15 protein-coding genes are annotated in these 21,591 nt (G+C 31.4%); all 15 read right to left on the bottom strand.

Annotation, left to right across the window (positions count from 1 at the left end; translation table 11 throughout):
* Positions 1-6: 6 nt before the first annotated feature.
* Positions 7-1,401, bottom strand: a complete 1,395-nt coding sequence (locus tag L2Z92_RS07235; RefSeq protein ID WP_236458158.1) for a TolC family protein — start codon at positions 1,399-1,401, stop codon at positions 7-9.
* A 10-nt stretch (positions 1,402-1,411) separates the two neighbouring features.
* Positions 1,412-4,558 (bottom strand): efflux RND transporter permease subunit, encoded by a 3,147-nt coding sequence (locus tag L2Z92_RS07230; protein WP_236458157.1) that lies wholly within the window; start codon positions 4,556-4,558, stop codon positions 1,412-1,414.
* 17 nt (positions 4,559-4,575) lie between these two features.
* Complete coding sequence (locus tag L2Z92_RS07225; RefSeq protein WP_236458156.1) at positions 4,576-5,685, bottom strand: efflux RND transporter periplasmic adaptor subunit; 1,110 nt, start codon at positions 5,683-5,685, stop codon at positions 4,576-4,578.
* Positions 5,686-5,695: 10 nt separating this feature from the next.
* The gene (locus L2Z92_RS07220; protein WP_236458155.1) at positions 5,696-6,184 is read right to left on the bottom strand and encodes a GbsR/MarR family transcriptional regulator; all 489 of its coding nucleotides are present in this window, start codon (positions 6,182-6,184) and stop codon (positions 5,696-5,698) included.
* Between the two features lie 109 nt (positions 6,185-6,293).
* A complete protein-coding gene (locus L2Z92_RS07215; protein ID WP_236458154.1) occupies positions 6,294-6,767 on the bottom strand; it encodes a septal ring lytic transglycosylase RlpA family protein in 474 nt (157 codons plus the stop codon).
* 40 nt (positions 6,768-6,807) lie between these two features.
* Positions 6,808-7,233, bottom strand: a complete 426-nt coding sequence (locus tag L2Z92_RS07210) for a hypothetical protein (RefSeq protein WP_236458153.1) — start codon at positions 7,231-7,233, stop codon at positions 6,808-6,810.
* A gap of 96 nt (positions 7,234-7,329) precedes the next feature.
* Positions 7,330-9,939 (bottom strand): TonB-dependent receptor, encoded by a 2,610-nt coding sequence (locus tag L2Z92_RS07205; RefSeq protein WP_236458152.1) that lies wholly within the window; start codon positions 9,937-9,939, stop codon positions 7,330-7,332.
* 166 nt (positions 9,940-10,105) lie between these two features.
* Complete coding sequence (pgi, locus tag L2Z92_RS07200; RefSeq protein ID WP_236458151.1) at positions 10,106-11,743, bottom strand: glucose-6-phosphate isomerase; 1,638 nt, start codon at positions 11,741-11,743, stop codon at positions 10,106-10,108.
* Positions 11,743-12,984, bottom strand: coding sequence for a M23 family metallopeptidase (locus L2Z92_RS07195; RefSeq protein WP_236458150.1), 1,242 nt, complete (start codon positions 12,982-12,984; stop codon positions 11,743-11,745). The genes pgi and L2Z92_RS07195 overlap by 1 nt, the downstream gene beginning before the upstream one ends.
* A gap of 21 nt (positions 12,985-13,005) precedes the next feature.
* The gene (locus tag L2Z92_RS07190; protein ID WP_236458149.1) at positions 13,006-13,938 is read right to left on the bottom strand and encodes a tryptophan 2,3-dioxygenase family protein; all 933 of its coding nucleotides are present in this window, start codon (positions 13,936-13,938) and stop codon (positions 13,006-13,008) included.
* Positions 13,938-14,705 carry a DUF3108 domain-containing protein gene (locus L2Z92_RS07185; RefSeq protein WP_236458148.1) on the bottom strand — a complete coding sequence of 256 codons (768 nt, stop codon included), beginning with the start codon at positions 14,703-14,705 and terminating at the stop codon, positions 13,938-13,940. Before L2Z92_RS07185 ends, L2Z92_RS07190 begins: the two co-directional genes overlap by 1 nt.
* Before the next feature lie 288 nt (positions 14,706-14,993).
* Positions 14,994-16,154, bottom strand: a complete 1,161-nt coding sequence (hppD, locus tag L2Z92_RS07180; RefSeq protein ID WP_236458147.1) for a 4-hydroxyphenylpyruvate dioxygenase — start codon at positions 16,152-16,154, stop codon at positions 14,994-14,996.
* A 50-nt stretch (positions 16,155-16,204) separates the two neighbouring features.
* Complete coding sequence (locus L2Z92_RS07175; protein WP_236458146.1) at positions 16,205-17,362, bottom strand: homogentisate 1,2-dioxygenase; 1,158 nt, start codon at positions 17,360-17,362, stop codon at positions 16,205-16,207.
* A 182-nt stretch (positions 17,363-17,544) separates the two neighbouring features.
* Positions 17,545-19,758 carry a patatin-like phospholipase family protein gene (locus L2Z92_RS07170; RefSeq protein ID WP_236458145.1) on the bottom strand — a complete coding sequence of 738 codons (2,214 nt, stop codon included), beginning with the start codon at positions 19,756-19,758 and terminating at the stop codon, positions 17,545-17,547.
* Positions 19,758-21,563, bottom strand: coding sequence for an excinuclease ABC subunit UvrC (gene uvrC, locus L2Z92_RS07165; RefSeq protein ID WP_236458144.1), 1,806 nt, complete (start codon positions 21,561-21,563; stop codon positions 19,758-19,760). Before uvrC ends, L2Z92_RS07170 begins: the two co-directional genes overlap by 1 nt.
* Between the last annotated feature and the right edge of the window lie 28 nt (positions 21,564-21,591).

Below are 21,591 nucleotides of genomic sequence, written 5' to 3'. Positions count from 1 at the left end.
TAAGAATTAATTACCACCTCCTAATGCCTTATAAAGTGTAATTACAGCATTAAGTTGTTTGTATTTATTATCGATATAGTTTATTTCAGTATTTAACGCATTATCTTTTGCTGTCAAAACTTCAAGGTAATTTACCATTCCGTATTGTAATAATTCATCAGAATAATCTGCTGCTTTTTTTAAAGCTTCAACTTGTTTTTCTCTAATCGTTAATTTATTTGTTTCATTTTCATAATTAGCCAAAGCATCCGACACTTCTTTACCTGCTACTAATAATGATTTTTCAAATTGCAAATAGGCTTTCTGCTGATTCACTTTTGCCACTTCTAAACGTGTTTTATTTTGTCTTTGATTAAAAATTGGTTGTGCAATTCCGCCTATAAGCGTTGCAAACAAAGAATTTGTACTGAACCATTCTTTTAATTCTAAACTTTGAAAACCTCCTGTCGCATTTAAAGTCAATGAAGGATAGAAATAACTTTTGGCAACATTTTTCAATTCAAAAGCATTTCTAAAGTTTAATTCAGCTGCAACAACATCTGGTCTTTGGCTTAGTAAAAAAGCAGGTAAACCTGTTTTGATTTCTGCATCAATTTTTTGATTTTCAAACAAACCTCTTTCTACGTTATTAGATGGCTTTCCTAATAATTGATTGAATGAATTTTCTAAAATTTTCACATTATAATTTAAATCCTCTAAAATAATTTGAACAGCATAAAGTTGTGCTTCAGTTTGCTGTACAGCAACTTCATTTACACTTCCTGCATCTTTCAAAGCTTTAATTACTTCGACACTTGCATTTCTATTCTCTAAAGTTGTAGTAACCACCTTAATCTGTTCATCTATAGCTAATATTTGATAATACAATGAAGCTAAATTAGCAACCAGTTCTGTTTGAATAGCTTGTTTGGCTACTGTAGATTCTAAATATTTTGCTGCTGAAGCTCTTTTTGTACTTCTTATCTTTCCCCAAATATCTGCTTCCCAAGATAACTTTGCAGAAAAGTCATATTGATCTATAGAACCATTAAAAATACGCCCAAACTGACTGTTTTTAGACAATTCCTGATGCGTTAAAGTAGCTGTAGTATTAATACTTGGCAAATAGCCTGCTTTACTTTGCTTTAGAGTGGCTTCAGCTGCAGCCATATTTTGTAAAGCAATTTTCATATCTAAATTATTCTGAATTGCTTCGTTAATATAAGCTTGCAGTTGTTCATCAGTAAACAATTTATCCCAAGACATCATCGCTAAAGATGTACTATCTGCTATTTGTTCTGTTCTATAAAGGTTTTCTGTATCTATTTGAGGTTTTTCGTAGTTCTTAGCTACAAAACAAGATTGCACAACAACCATTGTAAAAACTAAAAGACTTCCTTTAATTATATTTTGTTTTTTCATGATCTTATTCTTATAAATTTTCAGCATCTTCTTTAGTCGTTTCAATAGTTTTACTACTCACTTTTTCTTGTAAATTTTGGAAAACGATAAACAATACTGGTATTACAAAAACTCCTAAAATGGTACCTATCAACATTCCTCCAATGGCTCCAGTTCCAATTGCTTTGTTTCCAACTGCACCAGCTCCTCTTGCTAACATTAATGGCATTAATCCAAGAATAAATGCAAATGATGTCATTAAAATTGGACGTAAACGTGCCGTTGCTCCTTGCAAAGCGGCTTGCGAAATACTCCAACCTTTTCGTCGCGCATCAGCCGCAAACTCAACTATAAGAATGGCATTTTTGGCCAGAAGACCAATAAGCATAATTAAAGTAATTTGGAGATAAATATTATTACTTACATTAAAGAAATAGGCAAAAATATAGGCGCCAGCTAAACCTACTGGTAACGATAGTAAAACAGCAAACGGCAACATATAACTTTCATATTGAGCTGCTAATAAGAAATAAACAAATATTAAACATAATAAGAAAATATAAAGTGTTTGTCCGCCTGCACTAATTTCTTCACGAGTTAAACCAGAGAACTCATATCCATAACCAATTGGTAAACTTTGACTTGCTACTTCTTGTACCGCTTGAATAGCATCACCAGTACTAAAACCTTCATTTGGAGCACCTGTAATTTTAATTGAAGTAAACAAGTTAAAACGCTCTATGGCTTGTGGCCCAAACACTTTCTTTAATGTCACAAATTGTGAAATTGGAGCCATTTGTCCTTTATTATTTCGAACCATTACACTTTTTAGAGATGCTGGATCTGTTCTAAATTTAGGATCAGATTGATAAACAACTCTATATTGTTTACCAAATTTATTAAAATTAGAGGCATAAACTCCACCATAGTATCCTTGCATTGTTCCTAATACATCGGTTACTGTTAGACCAGAATTCTTAATATTAGCAACATCAAGATCAATAAGATATTGTGGATAATTTGGAGAAAACGAAGTGGCTGCATATTTAATTTCTGGACGACTATTTAGAGCCGCTAAAAATTTATTATTCACCTCACTCAATTCTTTAATAGTTCCTCCTTTTTGATCTTGTAACTGAAATTCAAATCCATTGGTAAAACCAAACCCTACTAATGTTGGACGACCAAAGAATAATACTTTAGCATCTTTTACTGATGATGCTCGTTTAAACAATTCTCCAACAACAGCCGTAATTTCCTGATTTGCATCTGGACGATCTGCCCATGGTTTTAATTTTACGATAACCATTCCGTAGTTACTACCCGTTCCACTAATTAAACTTCGACCAGAAATACGAAGTACTTCTTTGATTTCAGGTAAATCTTTTACTTGATTTTCAATCTGTAATAATACTTCTTCTGTTCTTTCTAGAGAAGTTCCAGGAGGCAATGATACATCAGATAAAATTGCTCCTGTATCTTCACCAGGTACAAATGCTTTTGGAGTAATATTTAAAAGCAATACAAATATCCCAGCAAAAACAGCTATTCCTAAAAATGCTACCCATTTACGTTTGATAAAAAACTCTACTGATTTTTTATATTTAGCAGTAGTTACATCAAAAGCAACATTAAATGAAGAATAGAAACGTTGTAAAACACCTTTTTTCTTTTCTTCTTCGTTATGAGGTTTTAAGAATATTGCACACAAAGCCGGTGAAAGAGTAAGTGCGTTAATTGCAGACAATACAATTGACACCGCTAATGTTAATCCAAATTGTTTATAGAAAACTCCTGCTGAACCACTAATAAACGAAACTGGAATAAATACAGCCGACATCACTAATGTTATGGAAATAATAGCACTACTAATATCATTCATAGCACTATGTGTTGCTTTCTTAGGGTCGTGTTCACCAGCTTCCATTTTAGCATGTACAGCTTCCACTACCACAATAGCATCATCTACTACAATTCCGACGGCAAGTACTAGCGCAAACAAGGTTAATAAATTAATGGTAAACCCAAATAAACTCAAGAAAAAGAATGTTCCTACGATGGCAACTGGTACAGATATAGCAGGAATTAGCGTTGATCTCCAATCTTGTAAAAACACAAAAACCACTAAAAATACTAATAGAAAAGCTTCAATTAATGTGTAAATAACTTTAGAGATTGATTCCTCTAAGAAATCATTTGCGTTAATAAGAATTGCATATTTTACACCTTTAGGAAAATTAACAGCCGAAACATCTAATACTTTCAACGAGTTTTCAATAACTTCTTGTGCGTTTGAACCAGCAGTTTGCGCAATAGCAATTGCTACGGATTTATTTCCGTTTGTTCTTGCACTACCGGCATAACTCACCGCTCCAAGTTCAATTCTTGCCACATCTTTTAACCTAAGAACTTCTCCACCTTCTGTTGAGCGAACTATAATTTGTTCAAACTCTTCGGTACTTTGTAAACGTCCTTTATATTTTAAGGCATATTGAAAAGATTGATCACCACTTTCTCCTAATTGTCCGGGAGCAGCTTCAATATTTTGTTCCGCCAATAATGCAGTAACATCAGATGGAATAAGTCCATAAGCAGCCATTACATCTGGTTTCAACCAAATTCGCATTGAATAATCTCTTTGTCCAAATATAACTGCATCTCCTACACCAGCTACACGTTTTATTTTTGGTAAAATATTGATATTGGCATAATTCTGAAGAAAAGTATCATCATATTCTGGGTTCTCACTGTATAAAGAGAAAATTAAGATGTTATCACTTTGTCTTTTTGATGTTGTTACACCCGCTCTAGTTACTTCTTGTGGTAACAAAGGTGTTGCACGAGATACTCTATTTTGAACATTTACCGCTGCTAAATCTGGATTTGTACCTAATTTAAAATAAATATTAATCGAAGCAGAACCGTCATTATTTGAAGTAGAAGTCATGTAAGTCATGTCTTCCACACCATTAATTTGTTCTTCTAATGGAATGACTACTGAGTTCATAACAACTTCAGCACTTGCACCTTGATAATTTGCAGATACTGATACCGTTGGCGGTGCTATTTCTGGATACTGTGAGACTGGAAGTGAAGTTAATCCTAGAACTCCCAAAATAACGATGATAATAGAAATCACCGTTGACAATACAGGTCTGTCAATAAATTTTGAAAACATAATTCGTAAGTTTTAAATTATTTTTTTGGAGTATCTAATTGTTTTAAGTCAATTACTTGTGGCTTAATTGGTGTTCCTTCAGTAATAATACCAACACCTTCCACTAGGAATTTATCATTTGTATTTAATCCTTTATCTACAACAAAATACTTTCCACCAGGAACTGCACGAACTTCAATAGGAACAAATTTCACCTTGCTTTCATTGTCAACTATTAATGCGATTCTTTTGTCTTGTAATTCTACGGTTGCATTTTGAGGAATTAAAATCACATCTTTCAAATTAGTTGGGATTTGAATAACTCCACTTCCTCCAGAACGTAATAGTCTAGCTGGATTTGGAAAACTTGCTCTTACATTAAATGAACCTGTTTGTGAATTGGCTTGACCACTAAATGTTTCTATTTTCCCTGACTCTTGATATGCTAAACCATTACTTAAAACTAAATTTACTGCTGGCATTTTTCCAATTTTATCTTGAAAAGTTTTTCCTTCAGCATTCATCATTATATCTAATTGCTCTTTTTCATTTATTGAAAAATAAGCATACACTTTACTAATATCTGAAATTCGAGTTAAAGGTTCTGCAGTTTGACTACTTACATAGCTTCCTATTCGAAGTGGTAGTGTTCCTACGATTCCGTTTACTGGACTTTTAATAGTTGCATAGTTTATTCTTGCAATTATACTTTGATACGTACTTTTTGCACTAGCTAAATTTGCTTTAGCTGTTTCTAATTGTACATCACTAATAATTTTACGTTCCACTAAAGGCATTAATCGATTAACTTCTACCTGAGCCATATCAACTCTCGCTTTTGCAGCACCTGCGTCTTGTGTAGCTGTTTGTGTCTCTAACTTGAACAATAATTGTCCTTTTTTAACTTCTTGCCCTTCATCTACATATATTTTTTCAATATAACCATCTACTTTTGGGCGAATGTCAATATCGGTAATCCCTTCTAGTTTAGTTGGGTATTCTGCAAGTAACGTAGTATTGCTTTTTGATACTTGAACGACTTTATAAGGCATTGGAGCATTTCCTTTTTTTTCATCTTGCTTTTTATTACAAGAGATTAAGCTAATTGCTAAAATTAATGCACTTATAAAATATATCTTCTTTTTCATTTTGAAACTATTATTTATTGGATTGGTTTTTTATTTCTATTTCTTTAAACTTATTTATAGTATTCGTTAAAAGTTGTTCCGCTTTTAACATATGTTCTTTATAAGCATAACTGTTTTGGAGGTTTATTTCTTCCTGTTTGCAAGAAATATTCTTTTCCCTATAATTGATAATTTTATCAATTAATATCTTTTCATTGTTTACTAATGTTAAATAATTCTCTAATCGTTCACTTAAAGGTGCTGCTTTGAAATACTTTTTCCTATCACCAACAATTGTGAAATAGTTAATTTTTTCCATTTTTTGAAGTAAATTCAAATTGGTAGAAATTGAACTTTTGCTCGCCTTCATTTTTTCAACTAAATCTTCAAATGTTAATCCACTCTTACAACCATCGATAATTAAAGTTCCTAAAATTCTTGCTGCCAAAGGTGGAATATTATAAAGTTGTTCAAAATGAACTCCCAATAATTCTATTATTTCTAGTTTCTCTTCATGCATTATAAAAATATTTTTTGCAAAGATATAGTTGGTTCACAAATCACCGAACTAAACGAACATAAAGTTTTGTTAAAAGTTATAAGCAAAAAAAATCAGCTTCTGCTGATTTTTACTCTTTTACTATTTCTATATTGACATCTAAATAGCCTCGATTTTTATTCTTTGCTATTTCCATAAAAGCTTTTTTTGACAAATCTATCTCTCTGCCTTTAACAAAAGGCCCCCTATCATTAATGACAACAATTACACTCTTGTCATTTACCGTATTAGTCACTTTTACCTTTGTTCCAAATTTAAGCTTTCGATGCGCTGCTGTATAAAGATTATTATTAAACTTCTCACCACTTGCAGTTCGTCTTCCATTAAATTTATCATGATAGTAAGAAGCATGTACATTTTTCTTAAATGATTCTAAAACCACTTGAGAACTATCTTGCAAAGTACTATCCTTAAAAGTAGTATTCTTTTTTATAGTGTCAAAAAAAATAGCTTTACCAATAATACACCTAGAGTGATTATTAGTAAAGCTACTTATAAAGATAAGAAGAAATAAAACACTTATAATTTTTGTAGATAACTTCATGTTTTTAATTTTCTTCTTGTATGTCAAATAATGTACCAAATTAATTAAACCAATTTGTCCAAGGTATTCTTGATAAAATTAAAAGGAATCCTAATGTGTAGAAAACGGCTATCTTCTTAAATTTACCATTATCACTTTCTTCTTTTTTATGCTTAGACCAACCTATTGTAATTAAGACTAAACCGATAATGTTAATTAATGGATGTTCCAAAGACGTTAATCGTAATGCTGAATCTTTCATTTGTCCTAAAGAAGAAGATCCTAAAGGAGATATGAAATATAAAATAAAACCGATTAACAATTGCATGTGTGCTAAAATCATAGCAAAAAGAGAAATCCTTAAGTCTTTATCTGTGAATCTTTTTTTAGAAACGATTCCCATAATTGCATTTAATGATGCAAGAAACAAAACTGTTAAAACAATGTAAGCAAAAATAGAATGTGCTGGTTGTAGAGTTGTATACATGATTGTAATTTTATAATGTTTATTAACAAAGATACTAAATAAAAAAAAACCGTTTAACAAAATTGTTAAACGGTTTAATAAATATATTGATTCTAATTAGAATTCATATCTTAAAGAGAAATTCCAAGTTCTTCCTAAACCGAAATAACCTCTATTATTCACTTTAATTCCATTATAAGTTTGATCCCCAACTTGCGCAACATTAGTAGTAGTTAAACTTGCTAAATAAATTTCATTAAATACATTATTAACGTTAAATCTAAATGAAACAGAATTTTTATCATCTTTTCCTACCAACATTTTATAAGAAAGTCCAGCATCGACTAAGTCATACTTTGGTAATTCTAAATTTTCTTTTACTGAACCAACATCAGAATATAATTTGTTATAATTTCTCCAATCCATATCAAAACTGAAACGAGTAAAAATTTCATATTTAATCCCTAGACCCCATGAAGTTTGAGCAGCACCTCCAACTTTACCTCCATCAACATCTTCTTTAACTTCATCAAGAACATTTCTATCTTGATCTCTTGTAACTGTAACTACATCTCCTTTATATTGCCAATCACCAATAGATGCGAACCCTCTTAAATCAAGTTTTTGAGTTGGTCTAGCTGTAAAATCTAATTCAACACCTGAATGTAATTGTTCAACACCTTGATTAGTAACATAATATATATCGCCTTCATTTAACGTAGTAGAACCTATCACTTGACCAGCTGTAGCTGTATTAGAGCTAGAAGTAACTCTATCTTTCCAAGATGTTCTGTAAGCATTTAAGTTAGCTGAAAAATAAGAAGAGCTAAAACTATATCCTAATTCAAGACCTAATATTTTTTCATTTTCCGTTAATGGATTTACGTCATTTCCAAAATTTAAATAAATATTATCATGATATGGTTGACGAGAATAATACCCTGCATTTCCATAAACAACATTTTTTTCATTAAATCTATAAGCAAGACCTCCTTTAGCGTTATAACCAACATTATTAACATTTTCTGATTTTTCATTTTCAGGTAAGTATTGATACCTATCCCATCTTACGTGTGATTGATTAGATATTGCTCCTTGAAAGAAAGCAGAAAATTTATCATTTGAGTATTCAAGTTGAGAAAAGGCACCTCCATAAGTAATTCTTTCATCATAATCCCAAGCATATCTTTCTCCTGTATCTGCATAATTAAACAATGCATTCCACGGATTAGAATCAAAAGTCGCTGATATTTGATTATTAGGTATATTAACATTGTTAGTATCTAGATAATACTCCGCACCTAACAAATCTGTTATTTGTCTGAAATGAATACCTTTATATGTTCTTACATCTAAACCTGCATTAAAAGTAAGCACGTCTGATAATTTAGTTTCAAAATTTGTAATTAAACCATACCATTCATGACTGTTAACTGAGTTTCTTAAAGCGTAAGTAGATGCCCCTGTTGGACTTGCTATATTGTTTGCATAAATCTGTTCAAAATCAATTTGACCATCTGCAGTTCTTATTCTATTACCTACACTTCCTACACTTCCACCTCTTCCCCATGAAGCATAAATAACAGTAGATAATTTTGATTTATCAGAAATTGAAAAATCCCAGTTTAAATTAGCTACTGGTTTGTGATAATAATTCGCTACTTCACTTTTAAATTCTCCGTTTGAAATACCCCAGTTACCATTAAATTTTCTGCCTTTTTCTAAGAAAGTACTTATACTTTGAGAAAAACTTTGATTATGATATTGAGGAGCACCAGTTAATAAAAAATTAAAATTATGTTTATCACTAGGCTTATATCCTACTGAGATGAAATAATTTTGTCCTTGGCCTTGAGTTCCTATTGTATATCCTTCACCTTGCCAATGAGACATCATAATACTCATTCCCCATCCTTTATCGTTTAAACCTGTATTATATCCTGCTAACGTTTTAAAATAGCTATTATTTGCAACACCTAATGAAGCAAAACCACCTTCTTTTTTATCTGTAGCTCTCGTTACAATATTAATAGTTCCACCAACAGAAGAAATAGCTAATTTCGAAGAACCTAAACCTCTTTGAATTTGAATTCCATTAGCAATATCTGTTAAGCCTGACCAGTTTGACCAATACACTAAACCGTCTTCCATACCGTTTACTGGCTGTCCATTAATTAATACCGCAGTATTATCTTGCTCGAATCCACGAACTCTAATATTAGAATCCCCATATCCTCTAGATTGGTCTGCTACATAAACAGATGGCGTATTAACTAAAGCTTGTGTAATATCAGAAGTACCTACCTTAGCCTGAATCTCTGCAGCTTTAATCGTTGAAACAGCAATTGGTGTTTTTCTATCTGAAGCCAAATCAATAATACCTGTACCTACCAATACAATCCCTTCTAATTGATTTTCATCAGCAGAAAGCATTATATTACCCAAATTCACACTACTACCTGTAACTGTAAATGGAATTGTTTTTGTTTTAAAGCCTAAGTAAGAAACAACAATCTCTCCTGAAGTTACAGAAGTTGAAATTGTAAATTTACCATCGAAACCTGTTGTAGAACCATCTTTTGTTCCTTTAATAACAACGTTTGCTCCTGGTAAAGGCTCATTGAAACTTGCATCAACAACCGATCCTGATACTCTCGATTGAGAAAAAGCAGTAAGGGTTATTAGAAAAAAGAACCCGAAAAATGTTAGTTTATTAAAAATTTTCATCTGTTATGTGATTTTTTTGCAAATTTCACACTTAAGACTCTTTTCAATGTTAACTTAATGTTAAATTTTACGATATCCTTAACATTTACTTATTTACGAACTTTGTTATACATTTATTAGCAATATATAACAAATTGGCATATAAGTTCCTTATTATCTATATAATTTAAGAAATATATTTACGTAATAAGAAATTTGTTGAGCTATCATGAGTGTTAATTTTTTTGTCATTCAACTCGGTTAGAATAGAATTCGCTAATTGCTTACCTAATTCTACCCCCCATTGGTCGTAACTAAAAATATTCCATACAATTCCCTGAACAAATATTTTGTGTTCATATAATGCCACTAACGCTCCTAAACTTTCAGGAGAAAGCTTATCAATCAATAAAGTATTTGTTGGTTTATCACCTTGAAAAACCTTAAAAGGCAATAGGTAATCTGCTCGCTCAGAAGACATACCCGCTTCATTTAATTCTTCTCTTACTTTATTTTCATTTTTACCCATTAACAAGGCTTCTGTTTGCGCAAAAAAATTGGACATTAATTTGTCATGATGTCCCTTATTTCCATGTAACGATTTCTTGAACCCAATAAAATCGGTTGGAATTAACTTAGTCCCTTGGTGTATTAGTTGAAAAAAAGCATGTTGTGAATTTGTCCCTGGCTCTCCCCAAATTATAGTTCCTGTTTGATAGTTAACTAGTTTTCCATCTCTACCAACACTTTTTCCATTACTCTCCATTATACCTTGCTGCAAATAAGGTGCTAATTTTTGTAAATATTGCGTATATGGAATTATAGCTTCTGTTTCTGCATTAAAAAAGTTATTATACCATATACTTAGCATTGCTAAGATAACTGGAATATTATCTTCAAATGGAGCTTCTTTAAAATGATTATCCATTTTATTTGCCCCTTTTAGTAATTTATTGAAATTATCATAGCCAACTGACAAACTTATACTTAGCCCCACAGCACTCCACAATGAAAAACGTCCACCAACCCAATCCCACATCGGGAAAATATTTTCCTTGGCGATACCAAATTCAGTAACATTTTTTATATTTGTCGAAACAGCAACAAAATGTTTAGCCACATCTTCTAGCTTAGCTTCTTGCAAAAACCATTCTCTTATAGTTTCTGCATTAGACAGTGTTTCCTGTGTTGTAAAGGTTTTTGACACAATTACAAAGAGTGTCGTTTCTGGATTTATTTTCTTTAATACTTCATTTACATGATCTCCATCTACATTGGATACAAAATGAACATTTAAATGATTTTTATAATACTGCAATCCTTCAACAATCATTGCCGGACCAAGATCTGAACCTCCAATTCCAATATTCACTACATCTGTAAACGATTTACCCGTAAAACCTTTTCGTTTTCCTTCAACTATTTCATTTGTAAAAACCTCAATACTTTTCTTTACTTCAAAAATCTCTGGAACTATATTTTTCCCTTCTACATACACCTTCTCATTTTCCGTTGCTCTTAAAGCAGTATGCAATACAGCTCTGTTTTCTGTCTGATTTATTATTTCTCCAGAAAAATAGCCTTCGATTGCTTTTTTTAATCCTATTTCATTAGCCAGTTCTAGCAATAAATCAATCGTTTCTTGTGTGATCTTATTTTTAGAATAATCTACAATAAAATCATTCCATTCAATATGAAACTTTTCAGCTCTTGCACTATCCGAAGAGAACATTTCTTTCATTGAAAGGTTCTTAATTTCTTCAAAATGCGCTTCTAACTTTTTCCAAGCTACTGAATTAGTAGGATTATTTATTGCTAATGCCATTATTTCTTAAATTTTACTTTTATTACACTATCAAGTTCTTTTCGAAGTGGCTCAATATGTTTTAAATATATTGTTTTATCCTTGTCATTCATGGGTTCTGCATTAGGTAACTGCTGACGAAATGGATCAACTTGCACACCATTCTTCCAGAACCTATAACAAACATGTGGTCCTGTTGCTAAACCAGTACTTCCCACCTTCCCTATAACTTGCCCTTGAGAAACGTGCTGTCCGTTTTTAACTAATATTTTTGACATGTGTAGGTATTGCGTTGAATAGGTACCATTATGTCTAATCTTAACATAGTTACCGTTTCCAGAGGTATAACCTGCTCTTTCTACCACACCTGTAGCTGTCGCTTTTATAGGCGTTCCATGTGCCGCCGCATAATCTGTTCCATTGTGTGCTTTCCATCTTTTCTGAACAGGATGAAAACGTCTACCAGAGAAACGAGAAGATATTCTAAAATAATCCAAAGGGGATTTTAAAAACATACTCTTAAGTCCATTTCCTTTTTCATCGTAGTAATCTGGATAAGCTTGCTCTGGTTTTAACTTATATGGAAATGCATAATAATCATTTCCTCTATGTTGAAAATAGGTAGATTCTACACTTTCAATTCCAACATAAATTGAATCTTCAATATATCTTTCATTTATTGTGACAGAGAATTTATCACCTTTCTGTATTTTAAAGAAATCTATGGAATACTCATAGACTTTAGCCAACTTTGTAGCAAAAGCTTGGCTTACGCCTTGTTTAGAAAGCGTTTCAGACAACGAACCTTCAATTTCCGCAGCAATTGTTCTTCTTTTTAAAGACGTTGGTTTCTTTTTATTATTAACTTGTACTGAGTCTCTAAAATCGATTACAGCATATTCAATCTTGTTTTTTACATAAACAAGAGCATTTAGCTCATTAGGTTTCTTCTTATCTAAAAATAACAAATACGGCTTTCCTATTTTTATCATTCTAGGGTTGAATGAATCTTTTACTTTTTCAACAGCATCAAAGGTTCTTAAACTATCTGGCAAATCAAATTTACCAAATATTAAACTTAAATTATCACCTGATTTGATGGTGTCTCTTATCACTTTATAATCATTAAAAACAAATCCATATTCTTTAACAATAGGCTCTGTATTAACTTTAACTTTTGGTTTCTTAACTTCTTTTTCTTTTACATCATTACAAGAAATGAATAAAAACAATGATAAAAATAGTAGTGGTAGGTATTTCAATGTAGCAGTATTTAAATAATTTTATAATTCTTCTCCCCAGTTTTCTAATTCTTCTTTAGACCATAATTCTGGAAAGAATATTCTCTTTTGATATTTTGGAAGCATATATTTTTTCCAGTCACTCCCTCCAGTTGCTTCATGATTACCTGGGACACTTTCAATATACTTTTTAGCTGCATTAAAATGCCCCATCACCCATGTAATATTTATAGTTTTATCAAGGTGTCTCATTGCATTAATAAGGCTTTCACTTTTTTGAGATTCCTCTGGAAGTTGTTTGTATTTTCTCCATAAATTTATGGTATTATACTCTTCCATGAAATCTAAGAATTCCTTTTTATACTTATTTTCAAATTGCTTCAACAAGTATGATTTTTCTCCTGTTTTATAATCTTTTCCTGCGGCTTGCCAATACAAGTGTTCAAATGCATGTTCATAGGGAGTATTTCTATCAATGGTAGCTCTAAAGCGATAGTCAATAAGATTTATTAAGTCTGTTGATGCAAATTCAATTAATCTATATTGAGCACTTTGAAATCCACTTGCAGGTGTTAATGTGTTTCTAAATTTCAGATACTGCTCTGGTTCCATTCCGTCTGTCATTATTGTAAACGAAGTCGTTAACATATCGAAATATCTACTTATTCTTCCTAATCTTTCTTCAAAGAAGTTAGTTGTTGGTTTTTCCGTATGCGCTAATTGATCAATTTCCCAAAGAATCATTTTAAACAATAACTCGTTAACTTGATGATACATTATAAAAACCATTTCGTCTGGCAATGTTGTTCTTTGAATCTGTAAGTTCAACAAAGCATCAGTCTGAATATAGTCCCAATAAGTTATGGGTTTCGACCACAACAAACCCTCAAGATGAGTATCTGTGCTTTGGTTTATTGCATTGTATTTTTTTTCAATTTGTTCTAATTGATGAATTCTTTCGGGTGTTATTTCCATTATTTGAAATTAATCGCGTGTTTTAAATTACTATAACTATCTAAATCTGCTTTTAACGAACCTACAGCTAAACTCGCTTTTACACGAACAGGTATTTTATTGTCGTCATTTGAAATCCAAACTGTTAAACTCTCCTCTTCTTTAAAAACTCTACCTGCTTGAACATAAGGACGGAAGATTTTACAAGAAATTTTCCCAAATTTAGTTTTTATATTTTCTTCACCAAGATATTTTAACTTAAACTTTGTAGTTTCATCATCAAAAAACATATCTATTGCGATAGATTCTCCATTTTTTAAATTATCTACTTCTGGATGATTTCTTAAATAATAAAAAGCAGAAACAATGTCTTGCACATTTTCTGGTACTGAAAATGTATTTTCTGTATTGTTTTTATAATCTTTAACTCTAACAGTACTATTATTTTGATTAAAAAAACCTTCTTGATATTTGGTATAACCTCCTTCATCAATTTTTCTTAAAAACTGATAAGGCCTACCTGTTTCTTTATCAAAAAAACTTTGATAATCATCTTTAACTTCAAAGAAAAATTTAGCCATACCAACTGTCCAGCCTTTTCCTTCAACATGATGTACTTTTCTATTATTACGAGTTGATTCCTTAACTTCTAATGAAGCGAATCCAGCATTTACCAATCCGTAATGTATTCTGAGCTTTATAAACTCTCCTGTTCCAAAAGATCTTTCCTTCTCTACGAATGAATTTGTAGTAACAAAAACGACTAAAAGTAAAATAAGTTTTTTCATAATCTAAAGTTTTTTTAGAATGTAAATGCAATTTCTGTTCCAAAAATAAGAAACAAAAAAACCCAGTCAAAATTATGACTGAGTTTTTATGCTATTAACCAACCAAAAACTATAAATTATGAAAATTTACTAACAAATTAAAAAGGCTCTAACTACCTCTTTTTTGCGAGTGCAAATGTATATAGTTTTTTAAATATTTCTCACCAAAACAACAACTTTAACCATTTTAACAGAAATATCTTTAACGAAATTGATTATTTTTTAATAATATAAAAAAATATTGCTTTTTTATAATGTACCTCGCAATGCTTGTTCTCTTTCAATTGACTCAAAAAGTGCTTTAAAGTTACCTGCACCAAAACCTCTAGCTCCCATTCTTTGAATTATTTCAAAAAACAAGGTTGGTCTATCTTCAACAGGCTTAGTGAAAATCTGTAGCAAATATCCTTCTTCATCTGCATCTACCATAATTGATAATTTTTGCAATTCGCTGATGTCTTCTTTCATCATGTCACGGTGCACTCCTAATCTTTCTGGAATACCATCGTAATATGCTTGTGGTGGTGGTGGCAAAAACTCAATACCTCTAGCCTTCAATTCACTAACCGTTTTTATAATATCATCTGTTGCCACAGCAATATGCTGAACACCTGGACCTTCATAGAAATCTAAATATTCTTCAATTTGAGAACGTTTATTTCCTTTTGCAGGTTCATTAATTGGAAACTTAACTCTTCCATTACCATTACTCATTACTTTACTCATTAAAGCTGAATATTCCGTATGGATTTGTTTATCATCAAACGAAAGGAAGTTCTCAAACCCCATAACATCTTCATACCATTTTACCCAAGTATTCATTTCTCCCCAACCCACATTACCAACCATGTGGTCAATATATTTCAAGCCAACACTTGTAGGGTTATAATCTGATTTCCATTCTTTAAACCCTGGCATAAATGTACCACTATAGTTTTTACGTTCAACAAACATATGAACTGTTTCACCATAGGTATAAATACCTGCTCTAATTACTTCTCCATGCTCATCTTTTTCAACTACAGGCTCCATGAATGATTTTGCACCACGCTTTGTAGTTTCTTCATAGGCACTTCTAGCGTCTTCTACCCACAGTGCAACTACTTTAACACCATCACCATGCTTAACAATATGATCATTAATTGGAGATGAGCTATTTAAAGGAGTTGTTAACACTAAGCGTATTTTATCTTGAACTAACACATAGCTTACAGAATCTCTAGAACCTGTTTCCAATCCTCTATAGGCTAATGATTGAAATCCGAATGCTGTTTTGTAGAAATGAGCAGCTTGTTTTGCGTTACCTACATAAAATTCTACATAATCTGTTCCTAAAAGGGGAAGGAAATCTTGCGCTCCTTCGAATATTTTCTCTAAACCGTAGTTTACTGATTTTACTTCTTTACTCATAATAATATATTTTGTGAACAATAAGTGTTCTTAGTGTTGTGTTTATTAAATTAATCTAACCAAGATTGATAATACTTCTCATCTGCTATTTTCATAGCTTCTTCTGTAACCATTAATGGTTTAAAAGTATCGACCATAACTGCTAATTCTTGTGTTTCTGTTTTACCAATGCTTCGTTCTGCTGCTCCAGGATGTGGTCCGTGAGCAATTCCAGCAGGATGCAAAGATATATGACCTGCTTCGATGTCATTACGGCTCATAAAATCCCCATCTACATAATACAATACCTCATCGGCATCTATATTACTATGATTATACGGTGCAGGTATCGATAATGGGTGATAATCATATAGTCTTGGCACAAAAGAACAAATTACAAAGGCATTTGTTTCAAAAGTTTGATGAATTGGTGGTGGCAAATGAATTCTTCCTGTTATAGGTTCAAAATCATGAATTGACAACGCATAAGGATAATTGAAACCGTCATATCCAACAACATCAAATGGATGTGTCGCATATATCATATCAAAAATTTCATCTTTCTTTTTAACTTTTATAAGAAATTCTCCTTTTTCGTTATTCGTCTCTAATTCATAAGGACGTCGAATATCTCTTTCACAATATGGAGAATGTTCTAACAATTGACCAAACCAGTTTCGATATTGTTTTGGAGTATAGATTGGCGAATGAGATTCAACTATAAACAAACGGTTGTCTTCCGTATCAAAATCTATTTTATAAATAATTCCTCGCGGAATAATTAAATAATCTCCATACTTAAAATCAAGATTTCCGTATATGGTTCTTAACTTACCCGTTCCACGATGAATGAAAATCATTTCATCTGAATCTGTATTTTTATAAAAATATTCAGTAGTTGATTTTTTTGGTGCTGCTAAAGCAATATGACAATCTGAATTGGTTAAAACAATTTTTCGACTCTCTAAATAATCATCTTGAGGTGCAACTTGAAAACCTCTCAATCGATAGGACTGAATGTTGTTTTCTTTTGCTATTTTTGGCTTAATACTATATTGAGCTTTAATTTCTTTAACCTGTGTTGGTCTATGTTCGTGGTATGAATTTGTAGACATTCCGTCAAAACCAACTGTTCCAAATAACTGCTCGTAATATAAATCGCCGTTTGGTTTTCGGAATTGTGTATGACGTTTCGGTGGAATTTCTCCTAATTTATGATAAAATGGCATAATTTTTAATTTTAAAAATTTAACAATAAACAAATGCAAAGGTTATAAACATCTGCATTGACTAATTTGCACAATTATGCTACTCATTCAGGATTTCTCTTGATAAGGAATTTGAGGTGCGATAACAATTCTGACCAATGTAATTTCATAATTATACAAATATCGTAAATATTTTTCAATTTTTAAAACCAAAAACCAACTGTAAACCAAGTATGATGATCGCCAGTTTCTGGAGACCAAGAATGCTTTATTTCTAAAGGTCCAATTAACGAATCATATCCATACCCAAAAGCATAACCACTATAATTTGGTTTTGAGAACCAACCTTCTAAGCTTTCAAATATTGCATATCCAATATTTGCATAATTTCCATTAAAATTAACGTGATGTTTCTTATAAAACTCATAATCTAATTCGAATGTCCCTTTTACATAACTATCTCCTATAAGCCCCACAAAGTCATACCCATAAAACGGTCTTAAATTATTAATAGGTGCAAAACCATATCCTCCAAGTGCAAAGTCTAAATAATTCGCCCTGTTTTCTCCAATAGAAAAACCACCTTCTGCAAGTAGTTTAAAAGTAATTTTATTCAAAAAAGTATATGCTATTCCCATATCTGCTTTTGCCATAGTAAACTCATCGAACTCATTATTATAATCTGATGAGTATAAGTATGTTTTTACTTCTCCGTTAAAATACCATCCTTTTTTAGGGAAGTATTTCTGATTAAAAGAATCAAATTTCATGTATCCATATATCGAAAAATAATCACTATTATCAAAAATAGGACGTATATTTTGAAGCGTTGGAGAGTCAATTTTTAAATGTTTTAACTCTACTCCTGTTCCAATTGAGAATTTTTGAGCAAAAATAGTCTGCAAATATACTTGATTACTTAAATCTGAATAATTAACGTTTAATGAATTAATTCCAAGTGAAGAAAGTGTAAATCCGTTATTAAAATCATTCGGTACATTTTTACTAAAATAGGAATATTTAGATTTTATTCCAAAGCTCCAGTAGAATCCATTATCGATATAATAATCTATGTTATATCTGAAATTATCACCTAAGACAACATCTAAAGAAAGAACATCATTCCTTTTTAATAACTTTTTCTTTGTAAAGTTAATTAACACACCACTTTTAAATAAGTCATCATAATGCAATCCAAACTTTAAGAACATGTTACTCCTTTTCTCTTTCAAATTAAAAATAACATCTTCTCCATCTCCATTTTTTTGAAAAGAATAGACAATAGAACTAAAGTTTTGAGTTGCATTCAGATTATTTATTCCTTTTTCTAAAGTTTCGAAACTTATTTTAGATTCTGGTTTAAATTTTAACTTTCCTAAAACATATGCTCTCGTATAATTCTCTAAATCGTTGACATTAATCTCCTTTATATTTAAAACCTCTCGCGGATTGTCTTTTTTATTATTTGCACTTTTTTGCACAACCAACTCTTTTAATTCTGCTGAGAATTTTAAAGCTGCACTTACACCTTTAGGAATTATTTCTTTTCCTTTTTCAAAAGAAACAACATTATATCCTCTAATGTCAGGTTTTATATAAATATCTGTTACTTTTCTTTTAGCTTCCATTTTTTCAATCATAGAAAAGTTAGATACCTGCACTAAAAGATCTGTAGCTTCTTGTAACTGTTCTCTGTTTTTTAGACCATCCTGAACATCCACACCTATAACAATATCTGCACCCATTTTTCGCACTAGCTCGACAGGGTAATTATTTACTACACCTCCGTCTACTAATACTTTTCCATTTATTTCAATTGGATTATACAATGTAGGTATCGCTCCACTGGCAATCATAGCTTGTGGTAGTATTCCCTTATCTAAAACCACTTCTTTTCCATTCTCAATATTTGTTGCTATACAGAAAAAAGGGATCGGCAAATCATTAAAATCATGAATATTATTAACAGACATTGTAAGTCTTGAAAGCAAATTGAAATTATAAAGTCCTTTTGAAAGCCCTGAAGGCAATCCTACTTTAAATTTATCAAAAGGCAAGGTAAGAGCATACATTTCGTCATTTCGTTTTTCATAAAAACTTTTAGAATCTCTTGGTGTAAAATCTTGTAATAAAGCATCAACATCTAATGTAGTAAAAATCGAATCCAATTCTTTTGCTGAATATCCAGAAGCGTACAAACCTCCAATAATTGCCCCCATACTTGTTCCACCAATATAATCTATCTTTATCCCCATAGAATCGATTACTTTTAGAACTCCAATATGAGCTAATCCTTTCGCACCACCTCCACTAAGAACGAGTCCTACTTTTGGTCGTGTTTTTTGAACTGAATCCTCTTGTGCTAAGCTGATTTGGAAAAATAGAAATAGGCTTAATAACAAGAACGTTTTTTTCATTATAGCAGTGGTTTATTTATAGTCATGTAAAAGTCGGTAATTTTTTTGGCTTTAGAAGCACCAACAACATCAGAAATTTCATTTTCAGTTGCTTTTTGTAATCTTTTAACACTTTTAAAGTGTTTTAATAACGTTATCATTGTTTTTTCTCCAATTCCTGGTATCGATTCTAATGAGTTTTTTAATGCCGATTTACTTCTTTTATCTCTATGATGTGTAATACCAAATCGGTGCGCTTCATTCCTTAATTGTTGAATAATTTTTAATGTTTCCGATTTTTTATCTAAATATAAAGGGATCGGATCATCTGGATAAAAAAGCTCTTCTAATCGTTTTGCAATTCCAACGATTGCAATTTTCCCTCTAAGCCCTAAATCATCCAAACTTTTTAAAGCTGATGATAGCTGTCCTTTTCCTCCATCGATAATAATTAATTGAGGAAGCTCCTCTTTTTCATCTAACAGTCGTTTGTATCTTCTGTATACCACTTCTTCCATAGACGCAAAATCATCAGGCCCTTCTACTGTTTTAATATTAAAATGACGATAATCTTTCTTACTCGCTTTTCCATTTTTAAAAACTACACAAGCAGCTACAGGATTTGTTCCTTGAATATTAGAGTTATCAAAACATTCAATATGTCTCGGTTCAACAGAAAGACGTAAATCTTTTTTCATTTGTGCCATTATTCTATTTGCATGTCTATCTGGATCTACAATTTTAATTTGCTTTAATTGATCCATTCTATAAAATTTAGCATTTCGAATAGACAAATCTAAAATTTGCTTTTTATCTCCTAGTTTAGGTACCGTAATTTTTACATTTTCTCCTAAATCAACTTCAAAAGGAACAACTATTTCCCTGGTTAATAAATGAAAACGTTCTCTCAGTTCTACAATTGCTAATTCTAGCAATTCTTCGTCTGTTTCTTCTAATTTTTTCTTTATTTCCATAGTATGAGAACGTATAATTGCACCATGGGAAATTTGCAAGAAATTCACATATGCCATACCTTCATCTGAAACAATAGAAAAAACATCAATATTGGATATTTTAGGGTTTAGAATTGTTGATCGTGATTGATAATTTTCTAAAACTTCTATTTTTTCTTTAATTTTTTGTGCTTCCTCAAACATCATTTCAGAAGCTAAAGTGGTCATTAACGTTTTGAAATCTTTTAAACTCTCTTTAAAGTTTCCTTTTAAAATCTCACGAATCGCATTCACCTGATTCTGATATTCTTCTAAAGATTCATAGCCTTCACATGGCCCTTTACAATTTCCTATATGATATTCCAAACACACTTTATATTTACCTGAATCTATATTACCTTTAGACAAATCATAACTACATGTTCGAAGTGGATACAATTCTTTTATTAAATCCAAAAGCGTATTAACGGTCTTAAAACTAGTATAAGGTCCGAAATATTCAGAACCATCTTTTACCATATTCCTTGTTGGGAAAATTCTTGAAAAAGGCTCTCTTTTAATACAAATCCAAGGATAGGTTTTGTCGTCTTTTAACAGGACATTATAACGAGGTTGTAGTTTTTTTATTAAGTTATTCTCTAACAAAAGTGCATCGGTTTCTGTTGGAACAACAATATGTTTTATGGACACAATCTTCTTTACTAGAACCGATGTTTTATAATTATCATGATTCTTAGTAAAATAGGATTGTACTCGTTTCTTTAAGTTTTTGGCTTTACCTACATATAATATCTTCTCATCTTTATCAAAATATTGATAAACTCCAGGATTATCAGGCAATGTTTGTATTTGAAGCTCAAGTGGTGTTTGCATTGAACAAATTTACAAAATCCGAATTTAA

It is taken from the genome of Flavobacterium jumunjinense (genome assembly GCF_021650975.2).
In the GTDB taxonomy this organism is placed as follows: Bacteria; Bacteroidota; Bacteroidia; order Flavobacteriales; family Flavobacteriaceae; genus Flavobacterium; species Flavobacterium jumunjinense.
This window is presented reverse-complemented; position numbering and strand designations above follow the sequence as displayed.